Here is a 17,033-nt window from a genome sequence, read left to right as displayed (position 1 = left end):
CCTTTATAACTCTTCCAACTCTTCCAACCCTTACAACATTTTCCAGAAACAAATTTGCGTTTCGCTTTCTTTATGTTTTATTTGCAAAAAAAACTGCTTAAATGGCTAAAAACTTACTCATAGTTGAATCTCCGGCGAAAGCCAAAACCATCGAGGGATACCTTGGCAAAGACTTTACTGTTAAGTCGAGTTACGGGCATATCCGCGATTTGGTTAAGTCAGACGATGCCATTGATGTTCTGAATAACTTCAAACAAAACTATGAAGTTCCGACAGATAAAAAGCAGGTAGTCAGTGAATTAAAGAAATTGGCTAAAGAGGCAGACATTGTTTGGCTTGCATCGGACGAGGACCGGGAGGGTGAAGCCATTTCCTGGCACTTATTTGAGACATTGGGCCTTAAAGATGCCACTACCAAGCGAATTGTATTCCACGAGATAACAAAACCTGCTATATTAAAGGCAATTGAAACGCCGAGAAAAATAGATTATAATTTAGTTAACGCACAGCAGGCGCGTCGTGTACTGGATAGATTAGTAGGTTTTGAGCTTTCTCCCGTTTTATGGAAGAAGGTCAAACCATCATTGTCTGCCGGCCGTGTGCAATCAGTTGCCGTTAGGTTGATTGTTGACCGTGAACGCGAGATCAATAAATTTAAATCGGAAGCTGCATTTAAAATAGTTGCCATTTTTGGCAAAGGCAGGGATGCTTTTAAGGCTGAACTGTCTGAACGATATGCCAAGCAGGAAGACGCGGAAAAGTTTTTGCAGGATTGTTTAGGTGCCGATTTTGACGTTAAATCGTTAGAAACCCGCCCGGCAAAACGTTCGCCTGCCGCACCTTTTACTACATCGACATTGCAACAGGAAGCCAGCCGCAAATTGGGTTATTCGGTTTCACGCACAATGCAGGTTGCCCAAAAGCTGTATGAGGCGGGACATATTACTTATATGCGTACCGATTCGGTTAACTTATCGGATACTGCATTAAATGCAGCTGCAAATGAGATCGTATCTGCTTACGGCGATAAATACCATCAGCAAAGGATCTATAAAACCAAGAGCGCCAGCGCGCAGGAAGCTCACGAAGCCATCAGGCCTACTTATTTTGATAAGCACAGCATCCAGGGCGATTCAAGCGAAGTACGTCTTTACGACCTGATCTGGAAGCGTGCGATTGCTTCACAAATGAGCGAGGCACAGTTTGAAAAAACTACCGCAAAGATCAGCATCTCGACCCGCAAGGAAGACCTGGTTGCCAATGGTGAAGTAATGAAATTCGACGGCTTCCTGAAGGTATACCTGGAATCGAGCGATGACGAAGAAGATAACCTGAGTGATGGTGAAAATGCGATGCTGCCGCCTTTAACAAAAGGGCAGCGTTTGGCTTTGCAGGAAATGTCGGCTACTGAACGTTTTTCGCGTCCGCCTGCAAGATATACCGAAGCAAGTTTGGTAAAGAAGCTGGAAGAGCTTGGCATTGGACGGCCGTCAACCTACGCCCCTACTATCTCCACCGTTCAAAATCGCGGTTACGTAGTGAAGGAAGAGCGCGAAGGTAAACAAAGAGCGTTTAGGGTATTAACGCTTAAGGGTGATAAAATCACCAAAGAAGAAAAAATAGAAAATACAGGCGCTGAACGTGGCAAACTTTTCCCTACTGATATCGGCGCTGTTGTAAACGACTTTTTGGTACAGCATTTTAATGATATAGTCGATTTCAACTTTACGGCCAGCGTTGAAAAACAATTCGACGAGATAGCACAGGGCTTAAAGGAATGGACGGATATGCTTCACTCCTTTTATACACCATTCCACAAGGAAGTTGAAAGTACTACACAAACAGCTACCAAAGCAACCGGCGAACGTGACTTAGGTGTACATCCGGAAAGCGGTAAAAAAATGTCAGTACGGATTGGTCGTTATGGCCCGTTTGTGCAAGTGGGTGAAAATGCTACCGATGAAGAGCCGGAGAAACCGCTGTATGCCAGTTTGCGTACCGGTCAAAGCATTGAAACCATAACACTTGAAGAAGCCTTAGAACTATTCAAACTGCCGAAAAAAGTAGGCTTCTTTGAGGATAAGGACATGACCGTTGCGATCGGAAAATTCGGCCCGTATATAAGGCATAACGGCGCATTTGTATCATTACCGAAAGGAATTGACCCGCTTGACGTTACCGAAGAGCAGGCAATCGAGTTAATCATCGACAAGCGCAAAAGAGATGCTGAAAAGCTGATCAAAACTTTTGACGAGGATCCAACCATGAAGGTTCTAAATGGCAGATGGGGCCCATATATTGAATTTGATAAATTAAACGTTAAGATCCCTAAGGATAAAGATCCGCTAACGTTAACCTACGAGGAATGCAAGGCATTAGCCGATGCAACTCCGAAGGACGCTAAAAAAGGACGCTTTGGTAAAACCGCAGCTGCAGCTAAGCCTGCCGCTAAAAAGGCCCCCGCTAAGAAGAAGGCCGTAGCGAAGAAGAAATAGATGAGTTGATTAGGTTGATTGAGTGAATGGTTGATTAAGTTATCCTTTTCAAACTCCATCAACTCAATCAACTTAATCCAACCCAATCAACTTAATCAACCATAAAATGATAAAAGACCTGCCCAACAACGTAGTAAAGGATATTGCTATAGCGGTAGCGCTGGAGAAGGAGAGCGTTGAAAGCAAAATATGGTATGTCTACCTGATTAATTTGAAGAACATCCCTATTGAAAGTGTACTCATCACCTCGAAGGGTTATGGCGAGAAGGACGGTGTGCAGGTAAAAACATCCACCCTGCGCCATATGATCCCTCTTTTAGAGCCAAATTCATATAAGCTCATCGAACCCATCGACGAGCAAACATTCGGCTTAAACAATGAATATTGGTTAAGCTTTTATATTGGTAAGGAGATCTACGACAAAAAATTTATTTTCCTCCCGGAAAGTATTGTTGAAATGAACTTTGTTAAACTACCTGTGGTTAATAAGGTTGGGGTGATGATCCTGTAGTTCTTTTAAACTAAGATTTATAGGATTTTCATAATTATAACAGCCCTCAAGGATCAGTCAAATCAACAAAATTACATTTAATCAGCGGTTAAAAATCTTTTTTCATCAACCCTTTTTATTGTCATTTATTTCATAATTTACATGACAATAAACAAACCTATCCATGGACACTTTCTACAGCCTTTTCCGGAGCCGGAAGGGATTAATCAGCATCGGTATCTTTCTCGTACTGGTATTTTTAACCGTTTTTATCATTGCACAAAGACGAAAAAAACCAGGAATCGATCCGGAATTTAGCAAATATATTGAGTCTTACACCACCGGGATAATTTCCAAAGGAAGCGACATCAGGATAAGACTGGCCGGCGAGGTGCAGGTAAGTCACGAGCAAAATGCGGCCTTAGCCGATAATATCTTCAGCTTTTCACCATCGATAAAAGGCAAGGCTTACTGGATTGATGCCCGTACCATCGAGTTCAGGCCGGACGGTAAGCTCGACCCGGATAAAAGCTATTCGGCAGACTTTAAATTAGGTAAGATAATTACCGTTGATGGCAAGTTCGATGACTTTAAATTCAACTTCCAAACTATAAAACCGGACTACACAGTAAGTTTTATCGGTTTGCAAACCGCCACAAATACATCTTTGGATAAGATGAAACTTAGCGGCGTACTGCAAACCGCCGATAACGAAGACCCGGCTGAGATAGAAAAAATAATCACTGCAAATTTTGTAAACCCGGTTCACATCAGCTGGCAGCACAACAGCGTTACCAAAACCCATAAGTTTGTAGTGACAGATCTAAACCGGGGAAATGGTATAGTAAATCATCTTAACATTCATTGGGATGGCAGCGGCCTTAATATCAACAAAACAGGCGACCAGGCCTTTGAAATCCCGGCTATTGGTGATTTTAAGGTGCTTGATATTAAGGCAATTCAGGATAACGACCAATATGTATTAGTTCAATTTTCCGATGCGATAAAGGTTGGACAGGAACTGAATGGCTTGATCGGCATGAGCAACGTAACCGATGCAGCTTATACCATTGAAGGCAGCACCGTAAAGCTTTATGCACCGGAACATTTGCAGGGTAATTACAGTGTATTTGTTAACGAGGGGGTTGAAAATATCTCCAATAAAAAAATCACCAAAACTTATACTGCGAATGTATTCTTTGAGAACAGGCTGCCAACGGTAACCATTCCCGGCAAAGGTGTTATCCTGCCTGACTCAGGCAAACTAATGATGCCTTTTGAGGCCACTAACCTGAATGCGGTCGATGTGAGTATCATAAAGATCTATGAAAACAACGTGCCTCAATATTTCCAGAATAACGGTTTTGATGGCGGCGAAGAATTGCGCCATGTGGGTAAGCCTGTGGTGCAGAAAACAATCCGGCTTGACCAGGATAAAAGTCTTAATTTAAATAAGAAGAACCGCTTCATGCTGGATATCGACCAGCTTTTACGGACTGAGCCGGGTGCCATCTATCGCGTAATTATCGGCTTCAGGCAGGAATATTCAATTTACAACTGTAAGGCGGGATCCCCTGTACTAAAAAACGAGGGTGACGAAGAAGGCTACGGTGATGAAGGTGGTGGCAGCAGTTTTGGAAACAACACGGGGACAATCAGTGATGAAGACGATGATTTCTGGTCAAGATATGACAACTACTATCCCGATGGCTTTAACTGGCAACAACGTAACGACCCTTGCACCGGTTCATACTTTACCAAGGAACGCTGGGCAGTGAGGAATATCATTGCTTCAAACATTGGCCTTATAGCCAAACGCGGCAGCGATAACGGAATGCTGGTAGCGGTTACCAACATATTGACGGCTAAACCAATGAGCGGCGTTGAACTGGAACTGCTTGACTACCAAAAACAGGTGATCTTTAAAACTACATCAGACGGCGATGGGCTGGCAAAATTCGACATGAAGCGCAAACCGTACCTGCTGGTTGCCAAAAATGGCAAGGAACGCGGTTATTTGAAGTTGGATGACGGCAGCTCGTTGCCCCTCTCCCGCTTTAATGTTGGCGGAGAGCAAATCCAGAGCGGATTGAAAGGTTTTATTTATGGTGAGCGCGGCGTATGGCGGCCGGGTGACTCGATATTTATGTCGTTCATATTGGAAGATAAGCTTAAAACTTTGCCGCCTGATCTCCCGGTTCAGTTTGAGTTATCGGATGTAAACGGAAAACTATATAAGCGCATCACGCAAACCAAATCGGTAGATGGATTTTACAGTTTCCACACGGCTACCGAAACTTCATCACCTACGGGTAACTGGTCGGCAAAGGTGAAGGTTGGCGGAGCTGTGTTTGAAAAGAATGTGAAGATAGAGACCATCATGCCTAATCGATTAAAGATCAATCTATCGTTCAACGGCGCGAAGGAATTGACAAAGGGTGGTGATGTAACCGGCAACCTAACAGCGCAATGGCTCTTCGGCGGAACGGCTCAGAATTTAAAGGCTAAGGTCGACGCATTTTTATCGCCTAAATCAACATCGTTTAAAGGGTATGAGGATTATGTTTTTGACGATCCTACCCTGGCCTTTACCACGCAAACCCAAACCATATTTGATGGCAGGCTTGATGAAAACGGAAAGGCTTCGGTAAATACCAACATCAATATTGAAAAACAAGCGCCGGGACAACTGACTGCCAACTTCCTGGTAAAAGTATTTGAGCCGGGCGGCAATTTCAGCATCCAATCGTCGAGCATGCCATATAATGTTTACCCGGGATATGTGGGCATTAAAACTGAAAAAGGCAGCGACCTTTCGGGCATGCTGGTTACCGATAAGGATCATGATATCGATATTGCCGACGTAGATGTGAACGGCAAGCCATTCGAGGGCAGCCGAAATGTGGAATTAGAACTCTACAAGATACAATGGCGCTGGTGGTGGGACGAAACCGGCAACGAAATGAGCAATTTTACGCAGGACAAGTACAACAAACTCATTAAAACAGCAAGTGTAAGGCTGGTAAACGGTCGCGGTAAATGGAATTTACACATTAACCAGGCCGATTGGGGGCGTTATCTTATCAGGGTTAAGGATGAACAAACCGGGCACTCAACGGGTAAGATAATTTATGTTGATTGGTCTAACTGGTCGGAACGACTGCAGCAAACCAACCCTACGGAAGCGGCGATGTTATCCTTCACATCTGATAAGACCAACTACAAAGTTGGGGAAGATGCTACACTTACCATCCCAACCATGAGCGATGGCCGTGCGCTGATCAGCTTTGAAAATGGTAGCAAGGTTTTAAAAACAACGTGGATCGACACTAAAAAAGGACAAACCCGCTATACATTTAAGGTTGATGAAACCATGGCGCCGAATGTGTTTGTGAACGTTACGCTGTTGCAGCGGCATTCGCAAACGGTGAATGACTTGCCCATCAGGATGTACGGTGCAATCCCATTAAACGTTGATAACCCGGCAACCATTTTAAAACCGGTGATCAGCATGCCGGATAAGATCAGGCCGGAAACGCAATCATCCATAACCGTATCCGAGGCTTCGGGTAAGGAAATGACTTACACCGTTGCCATTGTTGATGAAGGGCTGCTGGATATCACCAATTATAAAAACCCTGATCCGCACGAGACATTTTATGCCCGTGAAGCGCTTGGCGTAAAAACGTGGGACCTGTTTGACTATGTGATCGGGGCTTATGGAGGCGGGCTTGAACGCATTTTAAGTATAGGTGGTGACGGCACGGCGGGCACCAACCATAACGTATCCGTAAACCGTTTTAAACCGGTTGTGAAATTCTTAGGGCCATACCATTTGGATGCAGGCGATAAGCAAACCCATACGTTTACGCTGCCACAATATATTGGCTCAGTAAAGGCGATGGTAATTGCAGGGCATGATGGTAGTTACGGACACGCCGAAAAATCAGTGGCTATTAAAAAGCCGCTGATGATATTGGCGACTTTGCCGCGTGTATTAGGTCCATCAGAAAAGATCCAGCTGCCGGTTACTGTATTTGCGATGGAGAACAACATCAAGACGGTAAATGTATCGGTGCAGTCGAATGCATTCAGTAATCTTGGCGGTAATAACCAGAAGACCATCACCTTCGCTAAAACCGGCGATCAATTGGTAACATTTGACTTGAGCGTTAAGGATTTTGTGGGAGTTGGTAAAGTACGCATCATAGCAAAAAGCGGCGGTGAGGTTGCGGCTTATGATGTCGAGCTGAACGTACGCAACCCAAATCCGCCGGTTACGAAGATCCAGGAAAAAGAGCTTGCGCCGGGTGAAAGCTGGAGCGCTGCCTATTCTGCCATCGGGATCAACGGAACCAATAAGGCAACTTTGGACGTTGCTTCCATCCCACCGATGAACCTTACCAAGCGGTTAAATTATTTGATAGAATACCCGTATGGCTGCGTTGAGCAAACTACTTCGTCGGCATTCCCCCAATTGTATTTGGGTCAGTTACTTGACCTTACACCAAGGCAGCAGGCAGAAACCGAGCGAAATATAAAAGCAACCATAAACAGGCTGAACGGCTTCCAGGTTAGCGGCGGCGGCTTAAGCTATTGGCCGGGTGTTGGTGAAGCCGACGAATGGGGAACAAATTATGCCGGCCACTTTATGCTGGCAGCACAGGCAAAAGGCTACAGCCTGCCGCTTGGCTTTATTGACCAATGGAAAAAATACCAAAAGCAAAAGGCCGTAGCATGGACACCTGACCCACGAGCATATTATTGGAGCGATTTGGTGCAGGCATATCGTTTATACCTGTTAGCGCTGGCACGCTCACCTGAGCTTGGCGCGATGAATAGGTTACGGGAATACAAATACCTGAGCCCCGAAGCAAAATGGAGGCTAGCGGCTGCATATAAGCTTTCAGGTCAGCCGGAAATTGGCTTGCAGATGATTGCCGGCTTGCCATTAACGGTTAAACCGTATAACTCCATGTATGGCACGTTCGGTTCCGATCTTCGTGACCAGGCGATGATCCTGGAAACACTCACATTGCTTGGCAAACAACAGCAAGCGTCGGGTTTATTGCGTACGGTTGCCACAAGACTATCACAGGATGATTGGTACAGCACGCAAACCACGGCTTATTCATTGATAGCGATTGCGCAATACTGCGGTGAGCATAAATCGAGCAGTAAATTAACGTTCAGTTACACGGCAGGTAAATCGAAGGCGGCGGTTAGCTCATCGTCCTATTTGTGGCAATTGCCGGTTGATGCACGGGGTGGAAATGTAACCTTAAGAAATACAGGTACTAACAAATTATATATCAGGCTGATCCAGCAAGGTCAGCCATCATCGGGCGATGATGTGCAAACCCGCATCGATCCGGATGTTTTACAAATGCGGATAGCTTACACAACCCTGGGCGGTAAACCTGTTGACCCGGTAAGCCTGAAACAGGGAACCGATTTTGTAGCGCAGGTAACCATCAAAAATCCCGGCAAACGCGGCCGTTATGATAATATGGCACTTACGCAGATCTTCCCGTCAGGTTGGGAGATCCTGAACACGCGGATGATGAATGGTGCGGAAGCTTTTGCATCGTCGGAATCAGATTACAGGGACATCAGGGACGACAGGGTAAATACCTACTTCAGTTTACTTGAGGGCAAGGAAGTAACTTATTATGTAATGTTGAACGCGGCTTATGCAGGCAAGTACTATTTACCGGCTACTTATTGTGAAGCAATGTATAATAATGCGATAACGGCATTGATTAAGGGGCAATGGGTTGAAGTAGTTAAGTAAGTTAGATTAGGTTGATTGAGTTGGATTGAGTTGATTAGGTTATAAAAATTAAAAGATAGTAGTTAGGAAATGGCTTCATTTACAGAGTTGGAAACATGGAAACAGGCAAGAAAAATTAGAAACATGGTATCTGCTTTGGTGAAGACATTTCCATCAGAAGAAAAATACAGACTTAATGATCAAATAATAAGATGTTCAAGGTCAATAGGAAATAATATTGCAGAAGGACATGGGCGCTTCCATTACCAGGATAATATTCATTTTTGTATTATCGCTCGAGGTTCGTTATCGGAAACATTAGACCACATGATAGTGGCCCTTGATGAAAAACTAATACCGGAAGATTTTTTGCAATCGTTCCAAATTGAATACGATCAATGCCTCAAATTATTGAACGGCTATATTCAATTCATTAAAAGAAAGAAGAACAACGAACTGGACTAACAAAAAAACAACTCAATCTAACTTAATCCAACTCAATCAACCTAATCAACTACATTTTAAACAGCCCATACTTCAAAATACAATATATCGCCCTCACCCCATCTTTCCATCCAATCTTCTTTCCATCCTCATAAGTACGGCCATAATATGAAATGCCTACTTCGTAAATCCTAATTTTTGGTACCCGTGCAATCTTCTGCGTAACCTCCGGCTCAAAGCCAAAGCGTTGTTCGGTGAGTTTGATGGATTGGATGAGTTTGGTATCAAAAAGCTTGTAACAGGTTTCCATGTCCGTTAGGTTAAGGTTACTGAACATGTTTGACGCAAACGTTAACCAGCGGTTGCCGATGGTATGCCAGAAAAATAAAATGCGGTGCGGGTTACTGCCCATAAAGCGTGAGCCGTAAACCACATCGGCAAAGCCGGAACATACGGGTTTTAAAAGGTCGTTATATTCGGCGGGATCGTATTCTAAATCGGCATCCTGGATGATCAGGTATTCGCCGGTTGCTTTCGCAATGCCGGTATGTAATGCAGCCCCCTTTCCTTTGTTAAACTCGTGTTTATAATAGCTGATGGGCAGTTCTGGATTATTTTGCTGATAGGTGTGGATAGCCTCTTCGGTATGATCGGTAGAAAAGTCGTTTACAATGATCACTTCCTTTTGGATATCCTCAATCAGGTCAACAGCCTTAATTTTATCTAAAATTAAATGTATCGTGTTACCTTCGTTGTAAGCGGGGATAATAATTGATAACTTTCCTATCTTCATTCCAATAAATGCGACTGGGTTTAAATCGACTAAAAACTTTCCTTAAAAAACCAAAAGTAATAATAATACTGGCGTTTTTATCAGCCCTGTTCCTGCTATTCTGGTTTTGCCTGCCCAAACCGTTATTCAACAGCCCCACTTCCTATGTAATTGACGATGCAGATGGTCAATTACTTGGCGCTTCAATAGCGAAAGATGGACAATGGCGCTTCCCTCCCAACGCTGAAGTACCTGAGAAGTTCAAGCAGTGCATCATAGCTTTTGAGGACAAACGTTTTATGAGCCACCCAGGCTTCGATGTTTTGGCGTTAAGCCGGGCAATCAGGCAAAACTTTCGCTCAAAAAAGGTTACCAGCGGCGGCAGCACCTTGACCATGCAGGTTATCCGCCTTGCAACCAAACATAAACGAACCGTCTGGAATAAACTAACAGAGATCTTTATGGCGATGCGCCTGGAGGTTGGCTATAGTAAAAATGAGATCTTATCATTATATACAAGCAATGCCCCGTTCGGAACAAATGTTATCGGGCTCGATGCTGCCTCCTGGCGATATTTTGGGCGCAGTCCTGATAAATTGTCCTGGGGTGAAATGGCCGCAATGGCGGTATTGCCCAATTCTCCGTCACTGGTGCATCCCGGTAGAAACCGTGCTATCCTATTAAAAAAAAGAAATTTACTGCTTGACAAATTGCACAAACAAGGCATTATAGATTCTACAACAGCGGCACTCGCCAAATTTGAGCCGGTGCCCGACAGGCCGATGCCCCTACCAACCCTTGCCCCTCACCTGCTTGAAAGATTTAAAGCGGATCATCAAAACAATGTCCACGGCGATACCAGGTTGAAAACGAGCATCAAATCCACCTTACAACAACAGGTAAATGAGATCCTGGAACGACACCACCAGGTTTTAAAATCAAACGACATTAACAACATTGCAGCAGTTGTGCTTGATGTGGAAACCGGCTCCACGTTGGCTTATGCTGGTAATATAGCCCACCCGGAAGACCCGGAAATGGAAAGCGATGTGGATGTGGTAAATGCTCCGCGCAGCCCGGGGAGTACACTTAAGCCGATCCTGTACGCCAATATGCTGCATGACGGCTTGCTGTTGCCGAATAGTTTAATGCCGGATATCCCTACGCAAATTGCCGGTTATCACCCGGAAAATTTTGACTTAGGTTATGACGGTGCAGTACCTGCTTCAAGGGCTTTATCCCGCTCATTAAACGTGCCCGCAGTAAAAATGCTGCAACAATTTAAGTATGAGCGCTTTTATGATGCGCTGCAAAAAATGGGGATTACCACGTTAAAAAAACCGGCAGATCACTACGGCTTATCACTTATTTTAGGCGGAGGTGAAAACACGCTTTGGGAACTAAGCGGCGCTTATACCGACCTGGCGCGGGTGCTCAATCACTACAATAAATACAACGGCAAATATGACCCGGCAGATTATCACAACCCGGTGTACAACATCTCAACAGAAAAAAAAAAACCGGAACTGGAGAAATCAGGTTTATTGGATGCCGGCTCAATTTATTACACATTGCAAGCCATGGAAGAGGTAATGCGCCCCGGCGAGGAAATGTTATGGCAGCAGTTCAGCTCTAGCCAGCGGGTGGCCTGGAAAACCGGAACAAGCTTTGGCTTTCGTGACGGCTGGGCAATTGGCATAACTCCCAAATATGTCGTTGGTGTATGGGTTGGCAATACCGATGGCGAAGGCAGGCCAAATCTTACCGGCATCAACACAGCCGCTCCTGCACTGTTCGAGATCTTCCGCCTGCTGCCTGTTACCCGCGATTGGTTCGAAATGCCGGTTGGCGAAATGGTGAAAATAAAAGTCTGCCACCAAAGTGGTTACCGCGCCGGAGATTATTGCGACGAAACCGACGACATGTGGGTGCCCAAAGGCGGATTGAAAGCCCCGGTTTGCCCCTATCACCAATTGGTTCATTTAAGTGCCAATGGTAAATGGCAGGTAACCGGCAACTGCACCCCACCGGATCAGATCATCAACAAAAACTGGTTCGTGCTACCGCCGTCAATGGAATATTATTATAAAACTAAAAACTATCAATACCGGATTTTACCGCCGTTCCGGCCGGATTGCGTACAGGCTGAAAATGCTGTTCCCATGGAAGTCATCTACCCGAAGGACGGCGCTAAAATATATGTGCCGCTGGAAGCAGATGGCAGCCGTGGACGCGTGATCTTTAATGCAGCACACAGGCAGGCGGGTGTAAAGATCTTTTGGCACCTGGATGATAAGTACATAGGCGAAACAAAAGACTTTCACCAGATGGCTTTAAACCCGCCGCCAGGTAAACACGTGCTTACATTGGTTGATGGGAACGGAAACACCGTACATATAGGGTTTGAAGTACTGGAGAAGTAGTTAACTATCTATCACGATTTGTTTATCGCAAATTTGTGTTAACCCCTATATTTTATAATTATTTGATTATCAATAATTTAATTCAAAATAAATCGAAATTGTGTTAACCCTGTTAACCCCCCTTGTAAAAACTGCAAACCACCAACTAAAAACTGCCAACTGATTATTATCTTGCTCAAAAATTAAGATAAGCAAATGCTTGAACAATACGACCTTCATAACCTGATGGTAATTGATATTGAAACTGTTCCTCAATATAAAACCTTCGACGAGGTGCCGGAGCATTTTCAAAAGCTGTGGGATTTAAAAACCGTTCACCAGCGTAAGGAAGAAACTGCTGAGGACTTTTACGAGCGCGCGGGCATCTGGGCCGAATTCGGAAAAATTATCTGTATTTCGATGGGAATCTTTACCAATGGCAGGAATACAGGTCTGAGGGTTAAGTCGTTTGCCTCACATGATGAAAAGGAATTGCTGGAACAATTTGCTGCATTATTGGTTAGTCAGCCTGCCAGCCTGATCCTTTGCGCACATAACGGTAAAGAATTTGATTTTCCTTATATCTGTCGCAGGATGCTGGTTAACGGCGTAAAAATCCCTTCGCAACTGGAACTGGCAGGCAAGAAACCCTGGGAGATCAATCACCTGGATACCATGGAATTATGGAAGTTTGGCGATTACAAAAGTTACACCTCGCTGAGTTTGCTCACCGCTATCTTTAATATCCCCACACCAAAAGATGATATCGATGGCAGCATGGTGGGCAAAGTTTACTGGGTAGATAATGAACTTGAAAGGATTTGCATCTATTGCCAAAAGGATGTGGTTGCAACGGCCCAATTACTAAGGCGGTACCGGGGCGAAGAACTGATTGCCGATGAGCGAATTACCATAATTGGCGCCTAAAATATCACCCTAAAGTCAATAATCGTAGAATCTCTCGTGCAAACCGGGGCTTGATACTTAGTACTCAAGACTTAAAACTTTATCCCGTATCTTTGTACAAATAATACATATGTCTAAAAAGAAAAACAGTTCATCTATCGTCAGGGTACTCACACAAATGGTACTTGACATATTTGAACAAAACGGCAATACGCCGTTGAATTACAAACAAGTTTCTGCCAAATTAAACGTTCGCGACCCGGATGACCGGGATATAATTTTTGATATACTTAGAGAAGAAACAAAAAAGAGCACGCTGAAGGAAGTGGTTCCCGGCAAATTTCAATTGCTTGAACTTAAGACCTTTATTGAAGGCAAAGTTGATCTGACCAATGACGGTTCGGCATTTATAGTAACGGATGATACGGATGAGAGCGATATTTTTGTCGCTCCCCGCAAATTACGCAATGCCCTGAATGGCGACCGCGTTAAGGTTTACGTTTATGCCAAAAGCAAGGGTAAGCACAAAGAGGGTGAGGTTATTGAGATCATCAGTCGTGCGAAAATGGAGTTCACAGGGATTGTAAAACTCTCTGAACGCTTTGCATTCTTTATCCCTGACGACCGCAAAATGATGCACGATATTTTTATCCCGATGAGTGAGCTCAACGGCGCTAAAAACGGGATAAAGGCAGTCGCTGAAATTACAGACTGGCCCGCTGACGCAAAAAACCCCATTGGCCGCATCAAGCATATTTTAGGTACCCAGGGCGAGAACGATACGGAAATGAATGCCATCCTCGCCGAGTATGGTTTCCCGCTTTCGTTCCCTAAGGAAGTTGAACATGAGTCTGAAGAAATCTCTGATGTGATAACCAATGAGGAAATTGCAAGACGGCGCGACTTTAGGAATATTACAACTTTCACCATCGACCCATTTGATGCTAAGGATTTTGACGATGCCTTATCATACAAGGTATTGGACAATGGCAACTATGAGGTAGGTGTCCACATTGCTGACGTATCGCACTATATCCAACCTGATTCTGCGCTTGATAAAGAAGCTCTTGACCGAGCAACTTCGGTCTACCTTGTCGACAGGGTGATCCCGATGCTGCCTGAACGTTTATCAAACGGATTATGCTCTTTACGGCCTAAGGAAGATAAGTTGTGCTTTTCCGCAGTTTTTGAGCTGGACGAAAATGCCTACATCATCAACGAGTGGTTCGGTAAAACGGTGATCCATTCCGACAGGCGCTTTGCTTACGAGGAAGTTCAGGAAGTAATTGAAAACAAGGCCGGTGATTTTGTTGATGAGATCTTGAAACTAAACGCATTAGCCTATAAGCTGCGTGAGCGCAAGTTCAAAAATGGCGCCATCAGCTTTGAAACCACCGAGGTAAAATTCAAGCTGGACGAAACAGGCAAACCTACTGGTGTTTATGTAAAGGAACGAAAGGATGCCCATAAGCTGATAGAAGATTTCATGCTGCTGGCAAACCGTAAGGTGGCCGAACATGTGAGCAAAATGGGAAAGGGTAAGCACAAATACACGTTTGTTTACCGGGTTCACGATACGCCGAAGCCCGATGCACTGGCAAACTTTGCACAATTTGCTGCGAGATTTGGCTATAAGATCAATACTAAATCAGATAAGGAAACTGCTAAATCCCTTAATTATTTAATGGAGGATGTAGAAGGAAAAAAGGAGCAAAATGTGCTTACCCAACTGGCCATCCGCTCCATGGCAAAAGCAATTTATACTACAAAAAGTTCAAGCCATTACGGATTGGCTTTCGACCACTACACCCACTTCACCTCTCCTATCCGCCGGTACCCGGATGTGATGGTGCATAGGCTGCTGTTCCATTATCTGAATGGCGGGCAGTCGGCCAACGAAGAGCATTACGAAAAACTTTGCCAGCACAGCTCACAAATGGAAAAAAAGGCTGCCGATGCCGAACGCGCCTCGGTTAAATACAAACAAGCTGAATACCTGCGCGACCAGGTTGGCAATATCTTTAGCGGTGTTATCTCGGGCGTTACCGAATGGGGCATGTACGTTGAGATCATCGAAAATAAATGCGAGGGCATGATTCGTCTGCGTGATATTTCGGATGACTTTTATACTTTAGACGAAAAAAACTATGCCATCATTGGTCAGCGTAAAAAGAAGGTTTACCAGCTGGGCGATGAGGTTAAAATAAGAGTGAAGAACGTAGATCTTACAAAAAAGCAGATCGATTTTTCACTGGTACAGGATTAGTCAGAGGTTGATTAAGTTAGAATAAGTTGATTGGGTTGGATTAAGTTGATTTTTTCTAACTACTCACTTAATCAAATCAATCAAAAAAATCAGTGAAATCATCCTTAAATCGGTGAAATCCAAAATAAATGAAGAAACTCGAAGATTTGCAGGCAATTATAAGTGATGCTATTGATAAGCTGAACTTCCCGGAATATCCTGCTGCGTTATATGAACCCATAAGCTATATTCTGTCACTTGGCGGCAAACGCATGCGCCCTGCCCTGCTTTTAATGGCCTGCGACCTGTTTGGCGGTGATGTAGACGCAGCTATCCCACCCGCGTTAGCGATCGAGGTGTTCCATAACTTCACGCTAATGCATGACGATATTATGGACAACGCACCCTTACGCCGCGGCCATACCACAGTACACGAACGCTGGAACAAAAATGCGGCGATCCTATCAGGGGATGTGATGCTGGTAGAGGGTTATAAGCTGATGATGCAGGTTGAGGACCGTTTGTTACGGCCTATCCTCGACATCTTTAATACTACGGCCACAGGTGTTTGCGAGGGCCAGCATCTGGATATGGAATTTGAAGAGGTAACGGATGTTAAAATTGACGAATACCTGGAAATGATCCGCCTTAAAACTGCCGTAGTATTGGGCGGTGCTTTAAAAATAGGCGCTTTGATTGGCGGAGCAGATTTGAGAGATGCCAACTTATTAAGCAGTTTTGGTGAACACTTAGGGCTTGCGTTTCAATTGCAGGATGATATCCTGGATGTTTACGGCGATCCGGAAAAATTTGGCAAACAGGTTGGCGGTGATATCATTTCGAACAAAAAGACCTATCTTTTAATAAAGGCTAAGGAACTTGCTAATAACCAACAAACAATCGAATTAAACCATTGGATAGACTTGAAAGAATTTGATACTGCCAATAAAGTTGAAGCAGTTACTGCCATTTATAACTCACTCGACATAAGAAAATACGCAGAAGAAGCTATGCAAACCTATGCCGACAAAGCCTTCGACGCGCTTGATGCCATTAATTTACCGGAAGAACACAAACAGTACCTGCGCGATTTTGCAGACGGGTTGCTGGTAAGGGAGAATTAATTATATTTAGTGCATGAAAAGACTGTTGATCATTTCTGCTGCTATCCTACTATTCTCATTTATTAATAAAGCTTATTCCCAGGCTTTAACCCCACCTGAGTTTCCGGGAGGTAAACAAGCTTTTAGTGCCTTTTTGAATAAGAATTTGAAATGGCCAAAAAACACGTCTGACGACACACAGGGCGTGGTAATTATTAGTTTCTTTGTGGAGAAGGATGGCAGACTTACCGAGATCAAGGTTGCCAAAAGCATGAGCCCACCTTTTGATGAAGAAGCATTACGGGTGATAAACCTTTCGCCAAAATGGATCCCAGCCATGAAAAACAATAAGTTTATTAAATCAAAATATACTGTTCCTATCAGGTTTTTCATTAAGGCATAA

10 protein-coding genes are annotated in these 17,033 nt (G+C 44.2%); 9 read left to right on the top strand and 1 reads right to left on the bottom strand.

Translation table 11 applies throughout. The features are described from left to right. The first annotated feature begins 101 nt into the window (after positions 1-101). The 4 genes from topA to KXD93_RS23100 all read left to right on the top strand — a co-directional run bounded on the left by topA (position 102) and on the right by KXD93_RS23100 (position 9,223). On the top strand, positions 102-2,495 hold the full coding sequence (gene topA, locus KXD93_RS23115; protein WP_258139749.1) for a type I DNA topoisomerase: 2,394 nt from the start codon (positions 102-104) through the stop codon (positions 2,493-2,495). Between the two features lie 106 nt (positions 2,496-2,601). Then, positions 2,602-3,006: a hypothetical protein gene (locus KXD93_RS23110; RefSeq protein ID WP_258139748.1), complete on the top strand. Its 405-nt coding sequence runs from the start codon at positions 2,602-2,604 to the stop codon at positions 3,004-3,006. A 163-nt stretch (positions 3,007-3,169) separates the two neighbouring features. Further along, entirely contained in the window at positions 3,170-8,779 is a 5,610-nt protein-coding gene (locus KXD93_RS23105; protein WP_258139747.1) for an alpha-2-macroglobulin family protein, read from the top strand. A 69-nt stretch (positions 8,780-8,848) separates the two neighbouring features. Continuing rightward, complete coding sequence (locus KXD93_RS23100) at positions 8,849-9,223, top strand: four helix bundle protein (RefSeq protein ID WP_258139746.1); 375 nt, start codon at positions 8,849-8,851, stop codon at positions 9,221-9,223. A 49-nt stretch (positions 9,224-9,272) separates the two neighbouring features. Here the strand turns inward: KXD93_RS23100 and KXD93_RS23095 are convergent, their stop codons facing one another. Further along, a complete protein-coding gene (locus tag KXD93_RS23095; RefSeq protein ID WP_258139745.1) occupies positions 9,273-9,995 on the bottom strand; it encodes a glycosyltransferase family 2 protein in 723 nt (240 codons plus the stop codon). 8 nt (positions 9,996-10,003) lie between these two features. Between KXD93_RS23095 and pbpC the strand changes: the two genes are divergently transcribed. The 5 genes from pbpC (at position 10,004) to KXD93_RS23070 (ending at position 17,033) form a co-directional block, all read left to right on the top strand. Next, the gene (gene pbpC / locus KXD93_RS23090; protein ID WP_258139744.1) at positions 10,004-12,397 is read left to right on the top strand and encodes a penicillin-binding protein 1C; all 2,394 of its coding nucleotides are present in this window, start codon (positions 10,004-10,006) and stop codon (positions 12,395-12,397) included. Positions 12,398-12,592: 195 nt separating this feature from the next. Beyond that, a complete protein-coding gene (locus KXD93_RS23085; protein WP_258139743.1) occupies positions 12,593-13,303 on the top strand; it encodes a 3'-5' exonuclease in 711 nt (236 codons plus the stop codon). Between the two features lie 109 nt (positions 13,304-13,412). Then, a complete protein-coding gene (gene rnr, locus KXD93_RS23080) occupies positions 13,413-15,548 on the top strand; it encodes a ribonuclease R (protein WP_258139742.1) in 2,136 nt (711 codons plus the stop codon). A gap of 128 nt (positions 15,549-15,676) precedes the next feature. Then, a complete protein-coding gene (locus tag KXD93_RS23075; protein WP_258139741.1) occupies positions 15,677-16,651 on the top strand; it encodes a polyprenyl synthetase family protein in 975 nt (324 codons plus the stop codon). 13 nt (positions 16,652-16,664) lie between these two features. After that, positions 16,665-17,033 (top strand): energy transducer TonB, encoded by a 369-nt coding sequence (locus KXD93_RS23070; protein ID WP_258139740.1) that lies wholly within the window; start codon positions 16,665-16,667, stop codon positions 17,031-17,033.

The organism is Mucilaginibacter phenanthrenivorans, assembly GCF_024721155.1.
GTDB lineage: Bacteria > Bacteroidota > Bacteroidia > Sphingobacteriales > Sphingobacteriaceae > Mucilaginibacter > Mucilaginibacter phenanthrenivorans.
This window is presented reverse-complemented; position numbering and strand designations above follow the sequence as displayed.